Origin of the sequence: Leptospira jelokensis, from assembly GCF_004769635.1 — a bacterium.
GTDB lineage: Bacteria > Spirochaetota > Leptospiria > Leptospirales > Leptospiraceae > Leptospira_A > Leptospira_A jelokensis.
In genome coordinates this window covers 236,168-256,061 of the sequence record NZ_RQGH01000011.1, presented here as the reverse complement: position 1 = coordinate 256,061, position 19,894 = coordinate 236,168, and the positions used below count along the sequence as shown (strand labels likewise).

Below are 19,894 nucleotides of genomic sequence, written 5' to 3'. Positions count from 1 at the left end.
AACATTTTGATCCAACTCACTGAATTTGAACAAAAACTCTTAGAAACATTTTCCTTAAGTGACAGGGATGCAAGACGACTGCAACGAGTGGTGCAAGACCTATCCATTGTTGTTGGGATGGACCACGAAGAGATTTTTGATTTTATGCGGTTTGGTGTGGACCAGGAATTGGAGATTTTAAAAAAAGATTATAACTGGGAACACTTTCGCATTCGCATCCAAAAGAAATTAAAAAAATCCCCACCCGAGTGATTTACCACCAAGGCTACAATTATCATTTTTATTTAGCAGATTTGGATTCAGTCGCACGATTTGTCGCCACACCTGATCCATTTTACCCAATTCCCACCAAGGGGATCCCAACTCTTCCTTCCGTTTCCACAGACCCGATCTTATTCCCTCGTTTTTTATACAAACTGCAGTACAACCGCCAAAATTTTGAATCAAAACCCATAACCACCCCACCGTACTTCAAAAGCCCAGACCAAAAATCTGAATTTTTCCAGAAAACAATCTCTGGATTCTCTCCCACAAAACGAACCATTGGCGGAGTAAAACAATCGAAACTTACATTGTATCGGAGCAAACGTGATCAGTACAACCAAACCAAATACTTGTCCCTCAGGGACATCGTAAACCCTGAGTTTGATGAATCGACAGTGTTACGGGAAATTGATTCCCTTTACATGGATAAAAAAAGTAAACTTTATCTCAATCGTCTGGTTGCAATCCTTTACGGCGGCACAAAAGAAGAAGAGATGAAAATCATCACCAATCTATTTCGGTATGAAACGGAATTTGCTTTTTTCCTTAGCAAACAAATGTTCACGGTGGAACTCATTCCCCTCATCCATGGATTATTTTTACAAGAAATACTTCGCAACCATGATGAAAGGCATTTTCGATATATTTTACCAAAACTTTCTCCACCAGTGTTAAATGTGATCCGTAAATCGATATCGAAAAATAAAATGAAACAAATTGAATCTGCACCTGCCACAAAACCACCCGAAGGTGAAGATTTGGTTTCGATCATCGAATCAGAACTTTACAAACGATTTGCTAGAAATTTGTATTATGAAGAAGGGAGTATCTTTACATACAGAGAAGAAGGAGAAGAAAACTTCAAAGAATTGGTTCCTTTTGAAGATTCAGGAAAATTTGATTTTTCTGTGAATGGAGATTTTTTAAGTTTTTATGGGAAAACCAATACAAAAATATTCTTTAAAACAAACGAATGGATGGATACCATTCGTTTTGATTTTTTTATCACACGAAAAGAATTGGAAACACAAACATTCCATCGATTGCCAAAAGACCTAATCTTAGAAATTCCCTATTACGAAACAGGTTTGTTCTTATTGGGTGCAGGCATCACCAAACAAAGAAAATGTTTCGAATTTTCTTTGTTATGGTTCGATTATTGATTAATTTTCTGTTTTCACTCGTGAAATTGCCAAATTCCACTTATCAATTTCTTCCTTACGTTCCGCTTCCTTCATTTTGGGAGTGAATTGAGTGGTTTTTGTTTCTTCTTTCCGAAGGTGTGCAACTGATTTGTAAAAGCCTCGTTCGAGTCCCGCAAGGTATGCCGCACCAAGCACTGTCGTGTCCACGTTTTGTGGTCGAATCACCTTGGTTCCTAAAATGTCCGCTTGGAATTGCATAAGCCAAGCATTTGAGGTGGCCCCTCCATCCACTCGTAAAAACTTTAATGGTTTTCCCGTTTCCTTTTCCATTGCATTGGCAAGCTCATAGGATTGTAACGCAATCGCTTTTAAGGCCGCTCTTGTGATTTGGGCAGGAGTTGTGTCTCGTGAGAGTCCAAAGATGGCACCACGTGCTTCTTGGTCCCAATGAGGGGCACCAAGGCCTGCAAAAGCAGGAACAAAGACGACATCATCTTTGGTTTTAATCGACTTCACTAGTTTCTCAGAGTCTTTGGAGTATTTAAAAAATTCTAAATTGTCACGGAGGAACTGAACCACTGCCCCACCGATAAACACTGATCCTTCTAAACAATACACGGTTTTCCCTTCAGGTCCAAGTGCGAGTGTGGTGATGAGCCCTTGGTTTGAAATTCTAAATTCATCTCCCACATTAAACAGTAAAAAACAACCAGTTCCATAAGTGTTTTTTGCCTCACCTGGTTCGGTACACAATTGACCAAAAAGGGCCCCTTGTTGGTCACCAACTAACGAAGAGATGGGGATCCCATCTGGGATGGATTTTACATTTGAGGTAAATCCAAAAAGATTTTTTGAGTTATATGCCTTTGGCAACATTGACATGGGCACTTTTAAAATCTTACAAAGTTCTTCGTCCCACTCTTTGGTTTGGATATTAAAAAGTAAGGTCCGAGATGCATTGGTATGATCGGTTTTATGTTCTTTATGGCCTGTGAGTTTGTATAAAAGCCAAGTATCAATCGTACCAAAAAAAAGGTCACCACGTTCCGCACGTTCCCTTGCCCCTTTTACATTGTCCAAAATCCATTGGATTTTGGTTCCTGAAAAATAAGCATCCAAAACAAGGCCTGTTTTGTTCCGAAAGTTGGAATCTAAACTTTGTTTTTTTAAATCCTTACAGATATCAGAAGTCCTTCTGCATTGCCAAACGATGGCATTGTAAACTGGTTTTCCCGTTTTTTTATCCCAAACAACCGATGTTTCCCTTTGGTTTGTGATCCCAATGGCAATGGCATCTTTTGGATTGAGTTTTCCATTTTTGATCGCAAGGGCTATGAGTTTTTGTGTTTTTAACCAGATCTCTTCTGGGTCATGTTCCACCCAACCAGGTTTCGGATAATATTGTTTGAATTCTTGGTATGCAGATGAAATGACTTTTCCTTTGTCATTAAAACAAAATGTACGAATTCCCGTAGTACCTGCATCAATTCCAATGATGTAATTTTTTTTTGCCATTTTATACCTCTATTTCCAAACCTTCATAAGCCATTATGATTTCTAATTTTCCATGTGGGTCAAACATCTCTTTGTACTTTAACGCCCGTAAGTATACTAAATCTAATTTTTCGTCGTCATAAGAAGGATCATGGTGGAACATTACCAATTTTTTTACTTTAGCTCTGAGTGCAATGTCAGTTGCAATGGAAGCAGAACTATGACCCCAATCAATTTTTTGTAATGACTCTTCAAATGTATACTGTGTATCAAATACCAAAACATCGGCATCTCGAAAGTAATCAATATAGGTATCGATATTTTCCATCTCTTCCAAATTGAACTCTGCATCTGAAGCAAAAATTATGGATTTCCCTTCTTCCGTGAATCGGTATGAAAAACTCCCGCCGGGGTGGCGGACCGCTTTACTAAACGCTTGGATGTTTGGGCCGAGAGATACGACTTCCCCTTCTTCGATGAATTGGAATGTTTTTTTTGCCGCATAGTGATCAAACGAAACAGGGAAATGTGTGAACACAAATTGGTGTTCCAATCTCTTTTCTGCATCACTCATGGACGATAAAAATTCGAAATGATTTCCAGGTAAAAATAAGGGAATAAAAAATGGAATCCCTTGGATATGATCCCAATGTGTATGGGTCAAAATCCAATAGGCATGCCCAACCCCTTTTCCAAACTCGGTTGCCATCATCTGGTTTCCTAGTTCTCGTAACCCTGTCCCACCATCGATGATGATTAAATTTCCTTCTTTGTCACGGATCTCAACGCAGGTCGTATTACCACCGTAAGTTGATGATGAGGAAAAACTGAGGGAATTTAAAAAACTATGAATGCTTTGTTCGTTTTGGATGTCAGTGGGACTTGCCAAAGAAAGGATTTTTTCAATTTTGTGTTTTACGTTTTCTGGCCGGATGGGTGAACCAATGGATCCTCGTACACCCCAAAACTTAATTTTCATTGCTCTTTTTCTAGAGTCCTTTTTGGAAAAATCAAACGTTTTTTGATTGTATTTCCTCTTTCAGATGTTGTCTTAACTATAGTTATGTTTCAGTATGAAATCAAACGAGAAAAGGAAAAAGCCTATATCTACTTAAGTGGCTCCATGTCTCTTCGGGACACTCCCAAATTAAAAACTGAGATCAAAGAACTCATCGATTCCGATGAAGTAAAAGAACTGATTTTAGATTTCAAAAACTTAACGTATTTGGATTCATCTGGCATAGGTATCCTTCTCCACACCTATAGTTGGAGCAAAGAAAATGGGAAAAAAGTAAAAATGGCCCACCTTTCTAATGAAATCAGAACCATTTTTAGTGTCGCAAACCTATTAGAAATTTTTGAAACCGAATGATTACACTCTGTAGTCCTGAATGGTTTGGATGAGAAAGGATACAATACCAGAAAATACATAAAACCCAACCGCACCATACATCACATAAGGCCAACGGTAAAATCCAATGGCAAATAAGATAAGCCCTAGACCCACAAGACTAATTCCTAATTTTTTCCAAGAAAAAAGCCCTCTCATTGCCACTTGTGGTTTGCTGTATCTGAGTGTGGATACCATAAGAAGGGCTGTGATCACAAAAAAAGTGACCGCTGTCCATAGGGGAACTTGCGAAACAGAAAACACAAGAGGGAAGATGCCAATCACAACACCGGCCACTGGTGAAGGAAGTCCATTAAATGATTTTGGATCATGGGCTACATTGAACCTTGCCAGTCGGTATGCCGCACAAATGGGATACAGTGCTGCAATGAACATTCCCAACGGAAAATAATCTGGTTTGTCAAAGATATCAAGTTTGATATCAAAAAAGAACATTTTATACGCCAAAAATCCTGGAGCAATTCCAAATGTGGTTAGGTCGGCGAGACTGTCTAAATCTGCACCCAATTCACTTGTGCAATTGAGGGCCCTTGCCGCCATTCCATCAAATCCATCGAATAACGCAGCTAAGATGATAAACACACCTGCAAGTGTATACAATTCGTGTGAATTGGATTGGCTTGGGTTTGTTTCAGAGACAAGTAACATGGAAACAAAACCTAAGGTAAGGTTTCCAAGGGTAAGGGTATTTGGGATCCAAGTTAATTTAAGTTTCATAGTATTTGTTCAAAGTTTCGTTTTGGGCTGACTTTAAAATCGAGGCCCACAAATTTTTTTTCTTTCCAAAGATGGTATCCAAGACATGCCACCATCGCTCCGTTATCCGTGCAGTAAATTTTTTTTTGTGGGTAATAGAGTTGAAAAGAACGATTTGTTTTTTCCGCTTCCAATAAGGAACGGAGAGTCTCATTGGCAAGTACTCCCCCGGCGGCCACAACGGTTTTGATTTGGGTTTTTTGGATCGCCTTATTTATGTTTCGTAAAACAAGTTCAAAGGCCGTTTTTTGAAAGTAATAACAAATTCTTTCCACTGGCATTTGGTTCCCAAGCGACTTTAAATAATACAAAACTGCTGTTTTTAAACCACTGTAAGAAAATCGAATTAAGTCCGACCCATCTTCTTTTAAGAGTTTCGGAAAAGGAGATTTTTCACCCTTAGGCCTTTCATATTGGAGTGCCTTTTTTTCAATGGTGGGACCACCTGGGTAAGGCAAATTTAAAATTGCACTTACCTTATCAAAAGCCTCACCCAAAGAGTCGTCCTGGGTGTCCGCGAGTAATTCCAAATCTCCAAATCCTTTGTAAACATAAATGGAAGAATTTCCTCCAGAAAGCAAAACACCTAACCAGGGAAAGGCGGGCAGTTCCCCTTCCAAACCAATGACAGCAAGATGAGCTTCCAAATGGTTCACAAGGACAATGGGAATGGAATGTACAAGTGATATACACCTTGCGAGTTGGGCTCCAATCATCAGGGAACCGACAAGTCCCGGGTAACCTGTTACGGCAACGTAGGATAATTCTTGGAAGGAAAGTTTGGACTCTTCCATACAAACTGAAAGCAGTGCATTGATTTTTTCTAAATGGGCACGGGATGCAATTTCTGGCACCACTCCCCTGTAAGGAGAATGGGTTTCGATTTGGCTATAAACTTTTAAAGAAACCAATTCCTTACCATCTTTGACAATGGCAATGGAAGTTTCGTCACAACTGGATTCGATTCCTAATCCGTAGACCATTTACTTAAGAAGGTCAATTGCTTCTGATAATTGTACATCCAAGTCTAACCTGGGTTTTGTTTGCGAACTACCCACTCTCATCTCATTAAACAAAAAGATTTTAATTACCGATTCCGAAATCTTAAGGTTTTCTTTTTTGAGTAAATCTTTAAAATCATTAACAGCCACATCATTGTATTCTGCATGTGATTCTAAAAAAGGACGGATTAAATTCTTTTTGAATAATTTTTCGAGGGCAAACTTTTCATCTTCGCTTGCGGCTACAGGATTAACGATATGATCTGGTGTGATTCCCTTTCCATGGATCGAAACTCCAGAAGGAGTGTAGTATTTTTGGATGGTAATGGCAACCTTCGCACCAAAAGAAAGTGGAATGATGGATTGAACACTTCCCTTTCCAAAACTCTGTGTCCCAACAATTAACGCACGTTTGTTGTCTTTGAGTGCTCCAGCTAAAATTTCTGAAGCACTTGCGGAACCACCATTCACCAAAATTGCAATGGGGATATCCAAATACTTCTGTTCTCTTACTTGGGATTTAAAACTTTTAATGAGTTCGCCGCCCCGTCCCTTTACCGAAACAATTTCTAAATTTGGCGCTAAAAACAAATCTGCAATTTCAATCGCCAAATCCAAAAGTCCACCAGGGTTCATTCGTAAATCAATGATTAGTTTTTTGGCTCCGGATTCACGTAAGTTTTTCACAGCAAGTGCCAGTTCTTTTGCTGTTTCCTCTTTCCCCATAAACTGCACCAATTTGATATAACCGGTTTCTTTTTCTTGTAGGTAAAAGGATCGTAAAAAACGGATTTTGATCAACTCTCGCACCAAATTGACGTTAAATGGGTCTTTAATACCTTTTCGTTCAATTTTCATGGACAAAGATGTGCCCACATCACCGCGCATCATGGAATAAGCTTCCGCTTGTGATAGAGATTTTACCTTTTTCCCATTGATTTCGATGATTTTATCCTGAGGCAATAATCCAGCCTTCCATGCCGGTGTTCCTTCAATGGGAGATATGATCACAAAAGAATTTTCTTGGTAGTTGAGTTCTACCCCTATCCCACCAAAACTTCCTTTGGTTTCGTTTTCAAGTTCTTTGGCCTCTTCAACATCGATAAATCGAGAATATGGATCACCTAAACTTTGTAAGGCACCTTGAATGGCACCAATGTATATCTTTTTTTCTTCTTGAGGTTCTACGAAGTCGTTTTCAATGTAGGACACAACCTCATGTAACATCTGTAAGTATTTTTCTCCATCAGTGGAAATCGCTTTCACTTTTTCAATACTTAATATAAACACAATTCCGAGTAACGACAAGGTGGCACCTAACCAGAGATACCGTTCCGAAAATTTGATTTTATTCATTTCCATAAATTGACTCGTACAACGCTTTGTTGTCTTTTTTTAACATTGCTTTTGCTTCAGGGATCGATAGACGATACACGTCGCAGGCCTCTTCAAACAATTGGATATCGGAAGGAGTGGGTCGTTTGGTATCAGCCATCAGTCCCGTTTGGATTCGATTTTGAGCAAATCGTTCCAAAACACGTTTCAAATCATACGCATTGATTTCTTGTTTTTTGGGAGCACAGCTTGTGAAACAAAGGGAGATTCCAAGGAAAAGGGAAAAGAAGAGATGTTTCGGCATCCCTTCTAGATTCAAAGAAAACCTACTCTTGGTCAATCAGTAAATGCGATACAGGCCGATGAGTTTTCCGATTATCGTCGCCTTCTTTGTGCGGATGGGTTTTAGTTTGGAATTACGAGGCTCCAAGCGGATCATGTCTGGTTCTTTGTAAAAAACTTTGAGAGTGGCTTCATTTTCGATCATTGCCACGACGATCTCACCATTCCGAGCCGTATCCTTTTTTTGGATGATGGCAATGTCTCCATCGCTGATCCCAGCTTCCACCATAGAATCCCCTTTGACCTTTAGGGCAAAAGTGCCAGGTTTTGTAGCCAAATCATCGGGAACAGCAATGTACTCTTCAATATTCTCTTCTGCAAGGATGGGTGAACCGGCTGCCACTTGCCCTAGGAGGGGAATCCCCGAGGCTCGCACAAGCAGTGCCTCGTCTGCATTCCCTTTGAGGAGTTCGATCGCGCGGCTCTGGTTTTTAGAAGTGCGGATGTAACCTTTTTTTTCAATCGCCTTCAGGTGGTCGTAAGCCCCTTTCGCTGTGATTCCAAATTGGTCACCAATCTCACGGATCGTGGGAGGGAATCCTTTTTCCCTGACCGTGTCCGAGATGTATTGCAAAACAAATTCTTGTTTTTCCGTGAGATCTTTCATACTAAACAGATAAATAGGAAATAGGCGTTATGTCAACAAAAAACTAGTTGTTATAGTTTTAAATATTCACTTTTTAAAACAAAACTGCCTTCTTCCACAATGGCTTCACCGGATTCCACTCCATTTGTCACCTCTACCCAATTGTCGTATAACTTTCCTATCCCAATTTTTTTGGCAGAGAAGGACCCATCCCCATTCCGAACAAAGATAAAATTTTCCCCTTCAATTTTATGGATACAATTGGATGGGATCACCTTCGCCTTGTTCTCCGATGAGGCAACCATCGCACCAACAACCGTTGCGGTAACACTTTGCCCTGGGCGAACCTTTCCTTTAGATGTACGAACTTCCAAACGGATTTCAGCTGTTTTTTTAATTGGATCAATCACATCTCCAACATGAGAAACCACTGCTTTGATAGATTCTTCCTTTGATCCGATGGGAATCACTCGGGCTTCATTTCCCATCCGAATGGATGCCAAATCTTTTTCATACACTTCTAGGTTGATCCATAACACAGATAAGTCGGCTACAGTAAATAGATTATCACGTGCATTCACTGCCTGGCCAATGATGGCTTCTCGTTCCGTTACCGTACCTGAAATCGGAGTTCGAATGTATAGGTTTTTTGAATTGTATTTACCAGCTTCTAAATTTGCAATTTCTGTTTCATTGAGGCCCAAGTTTTCCAAAGCATTTCGAGAAGTTTCCATCTCAGCTTTCACTGATTTGTAATCCATTAGGGACATTTCATATTCTTTCGCGGAAGTCACTTTCCTTTCATACAAATCTTTGGCACGATCTGCTTGCACCTTCAATGCCTCAAGCCTTGCCCTAGCTTTTAAGTAATTGGCTTCTGTTGTACCTAAATCAACAGATTGGATCGAAGCAAGAGCCGTTCCTTTCTTTACATACTCCCCTTCTTTCACAAATACTTGTACAATCCTTCCATTCACACGTGAACCCACTTTTGCCACATTATTCATGTCATACGAGACGGTTCCTGGTAACTGGAGTTCTTCTTCTAATGCTTTCTCTTGTAAGTATACAATCGAAAAAGGGTGATTTTTTTGAATTTCTTTTGAGATGATAAATTTTGATTTATCATCTGTAAGAGCTTCTGTTTTTTTACCGGCACCAAAAAACTTGGAATAACCAAAATACAGCAAACTCCCGATAAGGACAAGGATCGCCAGATTTCTTATTTTTTTTAAATTTAATTCTTTTTGCATATGGGTTTAATACTCCGAAGTATCCATTTTTCCTATGGATGCTTTATAACTTTCCAAAGCGTTGTAGTAGAGATAAATGATTTCATAATAACTCCTAAGCACACTAAGATAGTTTTTCTCTGCTTCTAAAAAGGTAACCAAATTGGAAGCTCCGCGAATGTAGGCAAGCCTTGATTTTTCTTGCACTTCTTTGTTTTTTTCAAGTAATCCCATTTTTTGGTAATCCAGTAATTGAGATTCCCTGGCTTGCAACTCTTTGATGGCTGCAGAAATTTCCGAAAGGATTTCGTTACGTTTCGCATCCACATCGAATCCCAGTTTTTTGTAAGATTCTTCGGATTTTAAAATTTCACCTTGTTTACGATCAAAAAGAGGAAGGGGTGTTGCTGCATAAATCCCGGCTACGTTTTCATTCCCTTTATTTAAAAACTCAACACCTAGGGTCAATGGAGGAATGATTTCTCGTTTTTTGAGTTCAATATTCATTCTTTCCCTCTGTTGTCTAATTTTTAAGGCAACAAGGTCTGGCCTTTCCTCAATATCAAAGTCATTCAGGTCAATTCCAAAATCTTTTGTCGAAATGAATTCTAATCGACCTTTGATACTTAAGGGAGAATTGATATCAGAAATACCGATTAACACACGTAAGTTTTTAACCACTTGGGCTCGTAAGATCCTTGCGTTACGATATTCCCTCTCGATTTGTACACGTTCCAAAGCCAAACGATCATATTCCAAAAAAGATATGTCCCCTTTTTCAGCACGTAACTTGGTTAGGTCGAGAAGGTCTTGGTAATTCTCCAAAAACTCTTTTTGGTAATTGATTTGTTCCGTAACATACAAATATGTCCAAAAGTTTTGGCGAAGGCGTAAGCGGAACATACGATCAAAATCACGGAAACTAGCAATTGTTGCCAAAAATTCTTGTTTGGCGACCTTTTCTCTTTGTGGAATGACGCCACTCATATCAAATGGTTGGTTATAAATAAATGAAGTTTCCGGTAATCCAGTAGCCGATTTAACATTGGCACCAATAAACTGTTGTTGCATATTCACAATCGGATTGTAATACAAACTCGCTGTGATGATATCACCCCTAGCCATTCCTATATTTTGTTTTTCACGTAAATACAAAGGATTGCTTGTGACTGCAAAATCTTCCAACTCCTCTAAATTCCATTTTTCTTTGGAGTCTTGGGCTCGAGAATCTTCACCTAAATAAAACAGCTCATCTTTAGAATGGAGTTCATAAACCGCTTTATCCTTAGAGGAAAGATTTGCGGTTACAAATCCCATTGTTAAAATGAATATAAACTTAATTACATACTTCATACAGTTACAAACTTTTTAATATAGTCTTCGATGCCGAACTGGATCACCTTGATCGCTTCGGCACGATCATACACTTCTGTAATTTCGACTGTGCCTGTAGAAGGAGAGTTCGGATCTAATTTATAAGTGAGAAAATAATGATGGAGTTTGTTGATGAGGGCCTTTGGCACTTCCGATATCTCTTTGATTTGCCCAAACACTTCATCACCTTTCAGAACCGCGACGATTTTGTCATCAGCCTCACCTTTATCAATCATCCGAAGCCCTCCAATGGGAATGACAGTTAGGATCATGTTTCCATGAGTGATTGGGTTCACACTTAACACACAAATGTCGATTGGGTCTCCATCCCCAACGATTCCAGCCCTTCCCACAACTTCCGAACAATGTTTTCCAGATGCTTCCCCGGAATAGGTTCTTGGAATGAAACCATACAAAGTTGGGGAACGGTTGCTGTATTTTTGTGGTCTATCCACTCGAATGAATCCAGATGCCTTATCTATCTCATACTTCACTGTATCTTGTGGAGTGAGTTCAATAAAAACATCTAACTCATCTGGAGCCTTAGGTCCGAGTTCAAGTCCATGCCAAGGGTGTGCTACATAATAATTCGGTTTCATTTATTTCCTCTTTCTTTTTGTTTTTTGATTTTCTTTTGATGGTTTCCCATCGTCTTCTGAATGACTGGTCAATCCATCTGCCTCGTGTTCATGGCTATGACCATGTCCGTGAGAAGATGTATGCCCAAAATCTGATGATTTGTATTTTTTCATTTCTTCGACAAAGTAATCGTTCATCTTACGTTCACGTTCCATTTGTCTGAGTTCTTGCCTTTGTGCGAGTTTTACTAAAAATTCAAATGCAATTGGTAATAAAAATCGAGATAAGATGGTAGCGACAAGCACCCCTCCCATCACCACCGTAGCGAGTGGTCTTTGCACTTCGGCTCCTGCACTTGAAGCAATTGCCATTGGTAAAAATCCAATGATGGCGACTAGTTCAGTGGTCGCAACTGCCCGAAGTGTATACACAGCGGCATCCACAACCGCAACGGATGGGTCCCTGGTTACTTTTAATTGGTCTTTTAAGGCCGATGCATAGACAACCCCATTTAACACTGATATACCGGCTGCAGCAATAAAACCAACACCTGCAGGAATGGAAAACGGAAGCCCTCGCATCACTAAAGACAAAATCCCACCAGATAGTGACAAAGGAACCAAGATAAAAACACCTAACGCATAATAGACACTACCAAAGGCAATGAATAACATACCAAAGATAATGGCACCAGCAATTGGAATTACAATTGCCAACCGGTTTTTCGCACGTGTGAAGTTTTCAAACTGTCCACCCCAATCTACATAATACCCTTGTGGCAAACCGGTTTCGATGGACTCTGTTGCGGATTGTACATCATTTACAAATCCAATCATATCCCGTCCACGAACATTCACTTCGACAAGGATCCTACGTTTGAGACCTTCATGGTAGAGAGCAGCTGGTCCTTCGGTCATCACAATGTCTGTTACTTGCCCAAGGGGGACTGTTCCACCTAATTCTGTCATTACGGGAACATTGGAAATCACTCCTAAATCAGTAACGTCCGCGTCCAATCGCACAATGAGATCAAATCGTTTGTAGCCTTCATACACCTTACCTGCGTTAAATCCAACCCGCAAGGTTTCAATCGTTGTGAGTACTTCTTCCGCTCTGACACCATAACGTGCCATATTGCCACGATTCATTTTGATCTCTAAAAGTGGAAGTCCAAGGAGTTTCTGAACACGTAAGTCGGCGGCACCTTGGATTTTTTTGATTTTGGATGCGTAATTGTCGGCAATGGTCTTAAGCGTTTTTAAATCATCACCATAAATTTTGATTACAATATCTGCTTTTGAACCTGACAATAATGCATTCACCCTGTTTTCGATGGGTTGCGACAAACTGATATAAGACGAAGGAACATTCTCATTGATAGAGTTTTTCATTTTTTCCATCAGTTCTTCTCGGTCTTTGGCGGTGACCCATTCTTTTTTGGGTTTTAGCTTCACCATCATTTCCCCTTCTTCCGAACCAATGGGTTCCGCGGCTGATTCACCACGACCTTGCCTAGAAACCACACTCACTGCTTCTGGGAATTTTAAGATGACCTTTTCCATTTCTAAATTGAGGTCACGGGAATGGTTTATGGCAGTGGAAGGGAGTCGTTTGATATCAACCGCAATTTCCCCTTCATCAATCCTTGGTAAAAACTCAGACCCTAGAGTAGAAGCTAACATAAAAGATAAAACGACAACACCAATCCCTGCATAGGTAAACTGGCGTTTGAACTTCATTCCATAGGTAAGGACCTCAGCGTATTTGTTTTGGAATTTATCCCAAAAAGCAGACTCATGTAAAATGGGTTTTTTGTAAATATAAGACATGAGTGCAGGGAATGTTGTGATGGAATACAGAAGAGCAGCACCTAACGCGAATGCTACGGTGATAGCCATCGGACGGAACATCCTTCCTTCCACACCTTCTAATGTCATGAGTGGTAGGTATACAAGTAAGATAATCCCCACACTGAATGCGGAAGCTCGCACCACTTTGATACAGGACTCCATAATGACATCTTCAATCCCATCTTCCATGTCTTGTGCTGATGTTTTGGAAAGGAGGAAACTCTTTCGGATTAAAAATCCATGGAGTGTTGATTCCAACATCACTATGGAACCATCCACAAGTAACCCAAAGTCAAGGGCACCAAGTGACATCAAGTTTCCGACAATCCCAAACGCATTCATAAGAATGGTGGCAATCATCATCGAAACAGGAATGGCTAAAGCAACGGCAAACGCACCTTTTACGGTGCCAAGTGTGAGGATAAGACAAACGAGGACTATAATGGCCGCTTCCACTAAATTGGTAAATACAGTGGAAAGGGTTCGGCCGATGAATTCCGACCTGTCATAATACACCTGAATCTTCATCCCTTGCGGGAGCCTTGATTCAATTTCTTTCATCTTTTCTTTGACTCGACCTACTACCTGCAGTGAGTTACTGCCAAGTAACATCATGGCGGTCCCTCCCACCACTTCTCGTTTGCCGTTCATGGTGCTCAGTCCAAAACGAAGGGCAGGTCCAGTTTCCACACGTGCAATTTGGCCAAGAGTGAGTGGAATCCCATCTCTGGAAGTTCTGACGGAAAGCCTTGCAATGTCATCAATGGATTTAAATTGGCTTTCCCCTCGAATCACAAACTGTTCTTCTCCCTTTTGGATGTAACCACCACCAAGGTTTACGTTTGCACCTTCCAATGCTTCTGTGATATGAGAAAGAGTTAGATTATGAGATAACAAACGTTTGGGATCAATCTTAATTTGAAACTGTTTGGCATCTCCTCCCACAACGTTCACATCGATGATCCCTTTTACAGAACGAAGTTGTCTTGCAACTTCCCATTCCATCACAGTTCGGAGCTCTTCTGGAGTGTGGCTTTCTGAAACCAATGCAAATTCATAAATATCACCGAGACCTGTGGCAATCGGAGATAACTCAGGCCTTCCGTATGATTTTGGAATGAAATTCTCTGCCTGTTTCAATCGTTCGTTTACAAGTTGCCGTGCAAAATAAATGTCTGTGCCATCTTCAAAGATAACCGTTACCGAACTCACACCCGTTCTCGAAATGGATCGGATTTCAGTAACCTTTGGCATCCCGTTGAACTCGAGTTCGATGGGATAAGTGATGAATTGTTCCACTTCGAGTGGTGATAAACCAGGGACTGAAGTAACGGCCGAAACTTGGACGTTTGTCACATCGGGAATTGCATCAATTGATAAATTGAGTGCATTATAAAATCCCACAAGGGTAAGGGCCGCTGTGATAACGAGAACCATTGCCCTTTTGTGAATGGAAAACTGTATGATTTTTTCTAACATAATACCTATTTCAAATATGATTTCACCCTACCAATGGGAATTGGTAGGGAATGGACGTAAATTACATGCAACGTTTACGCCAAGATGGGCGGTGGGAGGTAAAGAAAGAAAAATAAGATAGAGATTTCGGTAAAAAATTCCGTTTCTGTTGTCAAAATGGAGAAACGATTGAGGCAAACCTTGACAAGTGAATGTTCCCGTTTGGTTGGAACCAGTTTGAGAAGTTGGTTGGATTCTTTAGAGGCGGAAAGAACACGAGTCGTTTCTTCCAACTCGTAAGACTGGTATTGGAAATCCAAATCTTCGAGTGGGGAAACAAACCGGTCGTCCACCAGGTTTAGATTGATGAAAACCGCTAGAAGCAGGATGAACCCTGATTTCCAGAAGCGCCTAATTTTCACTGCAATTTCCTATTCTTGAGACCCAGTTTCAGAGATGGAACGGATGCGACAAGAGAATTCCCTACAAAATACGAACTTTTTTCCTTTTATTCCAAAAGAGAAAAAACGATAGAGTTGCCAAAACATCCCAAGCAGATAACACTATCCCTACTGATGAAAGACGAATCGATAGACACCATTATTAGCGACGACATCACGTTTCGCGGAACACTTTCTTTTAACCAAACATTAAAAATCAAAGGCCAATTCAAAGGTACCATTACCTCTCATGGCAAACTCATCATCGACGAAACTGGTGATGTAGAAGCGGATGTGGAAGTGGGAAGTTTGGTTGTACATGGCAATCTAAAAGGCAATGTCGATGCAAAAGAAAAAGTGGAACTAAAAAAAAATGGAAAGGTAGTTGGAGACATCAAAACCCCAGGCCTTGAAGTGGAGTTTGGTTCCAAAATCATTGGCAATTGCATCATGTAACAAAGGTTCACTTTGGACCGTTATTGTCTGAAGTTCGAACCAAAATTGATTCCAAAAGACCCATCCTTCGTTACTTAGTGGATCGTAGGGAGGGTCTTAAAAATACCCATCCCAAAGAACTGCTTGTATCTGATTTTTCTTGTTTGCACTCTCCCTTTTCGCTCCCCGATATCGATCTTGCGATTTCACTCCTACTCAACTTTGCTAAATCGAATAAAAAAATCCTACTTTATGGTGACCGAGACTCAGATGGAGTGAGTTCCACTTGTTTACTCGCTTTTTTCTTACGTTCACACCAAGCATTTTCCGATGCAAACTTAGAAGTGATGGTCTCTTCTGAAAGTGATCCTTATGGACTTTGTAAAGAAGCCATCACTAAAATCAAAAAATCCAAACCAGATCTACTTGTGACACTTGATTTTGGATCGAGCCAAGCAGATGAAATTGATTTACTCACGAAAGAAGGGATCCAGGTGATTGTGCTTGACCACCATGAAGTACCTGTGCGGATCCCAAAAAACTGTGCCTTAGTGAACCCAAGGCGTATCGATTCCAACTACCCAGAAAAAAAAATCTGCACGGCTGTTTTGTCTTTCAAATTGGTATCTGCCATCCTCTTTCGTTTGAGTTCCGAATGGAACCAGTTGTATTCCAAAACAAATACCGATGAAAATGGAAAAAATGAAATCCTCTACTTTCTCAATGGAATCAAATATTCCAAAGGACAATTGGACTCGATTCAGGATCAAAATAACAAAAATTCTTTAGATGTATCGAATCCTCTTCCCTACCCTGAAGATTTTACCACCAATGTCCCGCTAGATGATGAAAGGAAATTATTCTATTACCAATGCCAAAAAATACCCAGTTTTTTTGAACAATTAGAAGAAGAAACAGACCTTGCAGGGATAGGAACGATTACCGACATGATGCCTCTCATTGGCGAAAACAGGCATTTTGTCAAATTGGCACTGGAATCTCTCACCAAACTTTACATTGGTGACAAGAAGAGAAAAGGCCTAAAAGAATTGTTAAAGGAACTTAAACTGAACCCCAATGGGATCACTACAAAAGATTTGGGATGGTCCATTGGTCCAGTAGTGAATGCCGCAGGTAGGATGGGAAAAACAGAAGAAGCCGTATCCCTACTTTTATCCGAGACTGAATCGGAAGCCAAAACACGGGCAAAACTCCTCCTTTCCATCAACGAAGAACGAAGGGAAAGGACCAAACGAAATATGGACCGCGTGGAACGTTATTTCGCAAGAAAACCAGAACGTACCACACACGAAGTGGTTTATTGTTATGAACCTGATATGGAACCTGGAGTGAGTGGGATTGTTGCCACAAGGATGGTCGACAGTTATAAAAAACCTGCCATCTTCATAGCACCTGACAATGGTGATGCGAGAGGAAGCATCAGGTCTTATGGTCCAGAAAACGTATTAACGTTACTCGAATCCCTGTCGGAATATTTTTTGCATTTTGGTGGCCACCCAGAGGCAGGCGGATTTTCCATCGCTATCGACCAAATCCCAAAATTCGAAGCCGCTTTGAATGAAAAAGCAAAACTTTGGTTAAACGAAGACAATGATAGACCAAAAGAACATTTGATCGAAACAGATTTTACGGTATTACCTGAGGAAGTGGGTGACAAACTCTTAAAAGAATGGAAAGACTTAGAACCATTTGGCCAAGGCAATCCCGATATCAAACTTGGAATTCAAAATGCAAAGGCGATCCACCTAACACCACTCAGCGGAGGAAAACATGTTCGATTCCATATTGTGGGGAGTGGTTCTTTAAAATTTATGATTTGGAACAAAGGTGAAGAGTTCCAAACCTTTATGTCAAAAGAAGGAAGTTTTGATTTGGTTGGGAGTTTAGAAGAAAATTTTTACCAAGGTAGGACAAGTTTGCAGTTCATCGTAGAATGGTTTGGAAAATCGGGAACCTAAAGGCGAATTTGTTTCTTGGTTTTGGTGATCTGTTATATCTCCGATCAAAACCCTCACCACTCGTATTGTTTGATCGAAAACAAATTGGCAAACTAAAAACAAATCAGATTGTTTCTGATTTGTTTTTCTTCTCTTAAACGTAGTTAGGCGTTAATCAAAACTTTCGACTCATCCACATAAACCGGAGTCCAACCAGAATTGTCTTTGAAGTAACGAACCGCTTTGATGCGTAAATTTTTGTCCAAGGTAAACCAATGGTTTGTGTTGGCAGGGATGGAGATAAAATCACCTTTCCCTACATGGACTTCAAATCGTTCCCCATCGATGATGAAACCGAAAATCCCACTCCCATCAATGATATAACGAACTTCTTCGTCTGTATGGATATGGAGTTTGTCAAATTTGGCGAGCATTTCACTGATCCCGGGGACTTCGTCATGAAGCACCACAAGGTCGTTTGCTTTGTAGCCATGCTCTTTTTTCAATTGGTCAAAACGGTATTCCAAACCAGAAAGGACTTCTTCTTTTTCCGCATCGGATAAACCTTTTTGGCCAAGGATTAGGTCCAAGGATTCAGGAGTTTTGTAAGACTCATACACAAGGCCCTTTTTGGTTAGGAATGCCTTCACCTGGTCTTTGTCCTGGATCGTTTCTTGTTTTCTCACTATCGTTGCCATACGAATTTACCTACTTAGGAACAAAGTTTTCGCTTGGCCATGGGAATCAACTTGTTTTTCGCTATCCTAGAAGTAATTCTGTTATAACAGAATTATAACAAGGCACCTGGCTGGAAAAAAATCCAACCTGCTGTGAAAAACGCACAGAGTAAAAACACGAGAAACCCCAGGATTGGCATACTTGGGATGTCACGAACCCCCGCCACTGCCCCTGTCTCCTGCTTCATATAGGACTGGATCGTGATTTTCATGTAGTAATAAAACGCAACACAAGAGTTTGCCACTGCTCCAAAGAGGAGGATCCGATTGAATAGAAGGTCTGACTCTGCTATTTTTTGCAAAAGGAAAAGTTTTGTCCAAAAACCAATGAGCGGAGGGAAACCAGCAAAGGATAAAAATACGACACTAAGGGCTAAAGCCGTTAACGGATGTTCACCGCTAAGGTGTGAGATCCCATTTACGGTCACCTCATGTTTCCCTTGTTCCAAATAAGAGATGATTGCAAAAGCTGCTAAATTGAGTAAGGAATACGAAAACAAATAATACAATGCTTCAAGCCCTGCTCCACATGTGATGCCAGCTACAATGTAACCTGCATGGGAAATCGATGAGTAAGCCAACATCCGTTTTAAGTTTTCTTGTTTTAAGGCAACAATATTCCCCCAGGTCATGGAAACGATTGCGATTGTTCCCATCAAAACCTTCCAAGCACTTCCAATCTCACCCATAGGAACATGATTGAATAAAATGATGAATAACCCAAGTGCCGATGCCTTCCCCGCACTAGCCATAAAACCAGTGATAGGTGTTTGTGCCCCTTCATATACATCCGGTGTCCAAGAATGAAATGGAACGAGTGCCGCTTTAAAAGAAACCCCTACAAGAAATAACCCAAAGCCAAGTTTAGAAAAATTCGCTTCATAACCTTTTAAAAATAAACCACGCAGTGCACCATCTAGGTTGGTTGTTCCAGAACCACCATACAGAAAGGCAATTCCAAGTAACATAAAACCTGAACTAAAAGTCCCAAGTAAAAAGTACTTCATCGCACTTTCCAATGCAGAAACAGAAGTCCGAGCCATCCCAATCATCACATACAAGGCCAAGGATAGGATTTCCAATCCCACAAAGATCACAATCAGATCATACCCTGAGGTTAAAAACATCATTCCCGAAAGACAAAATAACAAGAGTGGGAAAAACTCAGGGAATAAGGTTTTGTGTTGGGACAAAAAGGGAGGAGCAATGAGTAACGTGATAAGCCCTGCCAGAAGGTAAATGGCACTGAGCCAAACTGTCAGAGGGCTAATCGAAACTTGCGAACCAAAAAATTTACCATAGCCAGGAGAGTTTGTTGTGTGGTAGAGGGCATACATCGCCACAAGAATCCCAAGAACCGAAAGGACCCAAAGTGGTTTTCCTTCTTCCTCTTTCGGAAGAAGGAACTGAACGACTAGAGAAAGTAAAGCCACCCCACACAAAACGAGCATGGGTGATATCGCAATTAAGTCATTTGCGGAAGGAGTATATGACATA

Annotated in this window: 19 protein-coding genes; 5 read left to right on the top strand and 14 right to left on the bottom strand. The window is 40.5% G+C overall.

The genetic code is table 11. The features are described 5' to 3' along the window. The first annotated feature begins 6 nt into the window (after positions 1-6). Both EHQ62_RS05625 and EHQ62_RS05620 read left to right on the top strand, forming a co-directional pair. Positions 7-252, top strand: coding sequence for a hypothetical protein (locus EHQ62_RS05625; RefSeq protein ID WP_135641225.1), 246 nt, complete (start codon positions 7-9; stop codon positions 250-252). Then, positions 249-1,427, top strand: coding sequence for a flagellar motor switch protein FliG (locus EHQ62_RS05620; protein ID WP_135641224.1), 1,179 nt, complete (start codon positions 249-251; stop codon positions 1,425-1,427). Before EHQ62_RS05625 ends, EHQ62_RS05620 begins: the two co-directional genes overlap by 4 nt. Here EHQ62_RS05620 and glpK read toward each other — a convergent pair whose 3' ends face one another. Both glpK and EHQ62_RS05610 read right to left on the bottom strand, forming a co-directional pair. Continuing rightward, on the bottom strand, positions 1,428-2,924 hold the full coding sequence (gene glpK, locus EHQ62_RS05615; protein ID WP_135641223.1) for a glycerol kinase GlpK: 1,497 nt from the start codon (positions 2,922-2,924) through the stop codon (positions 1,428-1,430). 1 nt (position 2,925) lies between these two features. Beyond that, entirely contained in the window at positions 2,926-3,882 is a 957-nt protein-coding gene (locus EHQ62_RS05610; RefSeq protein WP_135641222.1) for an MBL fold metallo-hydrolase, read from the bottom strand. A gap of 42 nt (positions 3,883-3,924) precedes the next feature. Between EHQ62_RS05610 and EHQ62_RS05605 the strand changes: the two genes are divergently transcribed. After that, complete coding sequence (locus EHQ62_RS05605) at positions 3,925-4,275, top strand: STAS domain-containing protein (RefSeq protein ID WP_244241647.1); 351 nt, start codon at positions 3,925-3,927, stop codon at positions 4,273-4,275. Here the strand turns inward: EHQ62_RS05605 and EHQ62_RS05600 are convergent, their stop codons facing one another. The 10 genes from EHQ62_RS05600 to EHQ62_RS05555 all read right to left on the bottom strand — a co-directional run bounded on the left by EHQ62_RS05600 (position 4,276) and on the right by EHQ62_RS05555 (position 15,249). Next, positions 4,276-5,031 carry a CDP-alcohol phosphatidyltransferase family protein gene (locus EHQ62_RS05600; RefSeq protein ID WP_135641221.1) on the bottom strand — a complete coding sequence of 252 codons (756 nt, stop codon included), beginning with the start codon at positions 5,029-5,031 and terminating at the stop codon, positions 4,276-4,278. Beyond that, entirely contained in the window at positions 5,028-6,053 is a 1,026-nt protein-coding gene (gene tsaD, locus EHQ62_RS05595; protein ID WP_135641220.1) for a tRNA (adenosine(37)-N6)-threonylcarbamoyltransferase complex transferase subunit TsaD, read from the bottom strand. The genes EHQ62_RS05600 and tsaD overlap by 4 nt, the downstream gene beginning before the upstream one ends. Beyond that, on the bottom strand, positions 6,054-7,418 hold the full coding sequence (locus tag EHQ62_RS05590) for a S41 family peptidase (protein WP_208720634.1): 1,365 nt from the start codon (positions 7,416-7,418) through the stop codon (positions 6,054-6,056). A gap of 1 nt (position 7,419) precedes the next feature. Next, on the bottom strand, positions 7,420-7,710 hold the full coding sequence (locus EHQ62_RS05585) for an LA_1448 family UV-C exposure upregulated protein (RefSeq protein WP_135641218.1): 291 nt from the start codon (positions 7,708-7,710) through the stop codon (positions 7,420-7,422). A gap of 36 nt (positions 7,711-7,746) precedes the next feature. Continuing rightward, on the bottom strand, positions 7,747-8,355 hold the full coding sequence (gene lexA, locus EHQ62_RS05580) for a transcriptional repressor LexA (RefSeq protein WP_015678847.1): 609 nt from the start codon (positions 8,353-8,355) through the stop codon (positions 7,747-7,749). 50 nt (positions 8,356-8,405) lie between these two features. Beyond that, entirely contained in the window at positions 8,406-9,587 is a 1,182-nt protein-coding gene (locus EHQ62_RS05575; protein ID WP_135641217.1) for an efflux RND transporter periplasmic adaptor subunit, read from the bottom strand. A 6-nt stretch (positions 9,588-9,593) separates the two neighbouring features. Further along, positions 9,594-10,919, bottom strand: a complete 1,326-nt coding sequence (locus tag EHQ62_RS05570; RefSeq protein ID WP_135641216.1) for a TolC family protein — start codon at positions 10,917-10,919, stop codon at positions 9,594-9,596. Continuing rightward, a complete protein-coding gene (locus tag EHQ62_RS05565) occupies positions 10,916-11,539 on the bottom strand; it encodes an inorganic pyrophosphatase (protein WP_135641215.1) in 624 nt (207 codons plus the stop codon). Before EHQ62_RS05565 ends, EHQ62_RS05570 begins: the two co-directional genes overlap by 4 nt. Beyond that, complete coding sequence (locus EHQ62_RS05560) at positions 11,540-14,848, bottom strand: efflux RND transporter permease subunit (protein WP_135641214.1); 3,309 nt, start codon at positions 14,846-14,848, stop codon at positions 11,540-11,542. A 74-nt stretch (positions 14,849-14,922) separates the two neighbouring features. Beyond that, on the bottom strand, positions 14,923-15,249 hold the full coding sequence (locus EHQ62_RS05555) for a hypothetical protein (protein ID WP_135641213.1): 327 nt from the start codon (positions 15,247-15,249) through the stop codon (positions 14,923-14,925). 153 nt (positions 15,250-15,402) lie between these two features. On the opposite strand from EHQ62_RS05555, the gene EHQ62_RS05550 reads away from it, so the two are divergent. Both EHQ62_RS05550 and recJ read left to right on the top strand, forming a co-directional pair. Further along, on the top strand, positions 15,403-15,723 hold the full coding sequence (locus EHQ62_RS05550) for a bactofilin family protein (RefSeq protein WP_039929288.1): 321 nt from the start codon (positions 15,403-15,405) through the stop codon (positions 15,721-15,723). Continuing rightward, positions 15,711-17,681 carry a single-stranded-DNA-specific exonuclease RecJ gene (recJ, locus tag EHQ62_RS05545; RefSeq protein ID WP_135641212.1) on the top strand — a complete coding sequence of 657 codons (1,971 nt, stop codon included), beginning with the start codon at positions 15,711-15,713 and terminating at the stop codon, positions 17,679-17,681. The genes EHQ62_RS05550 and recJ overlap by 13 nt, the downstream gene beginning before the upstream one ends. A 143-nt stretch (positions 17,682-17,824) precedes the next feature. Here recJ and EHQ62_RS05540 read toward each other — a convergent pair whose 3' ends face one another. After that, the gene (locus EHQ62_RS05540; protein WP_135641211.1) at positions 17,825-18,358 is read right to left on the bottom strand and encodes a cupin domain-containing protein; all 534 of its coding nucleotides are present in this window, start codon (positions 18,356-18,358) and stop codon (positions 17,825-17,827) included. Between the two features lie 92 nt (positions 18,359-18,450). Further along, entirely contained in the window at positions 18,451-19,893 is a 1,443-nt protein-coding gene (locus tag EHQ62_RS05535) for an NADH-quinone oxidoreductase subunit N (RefSeq protein ID WP_135641210.1), read from the bottom strand. Position 19,894: the final 1 nt, after the last annotated feature.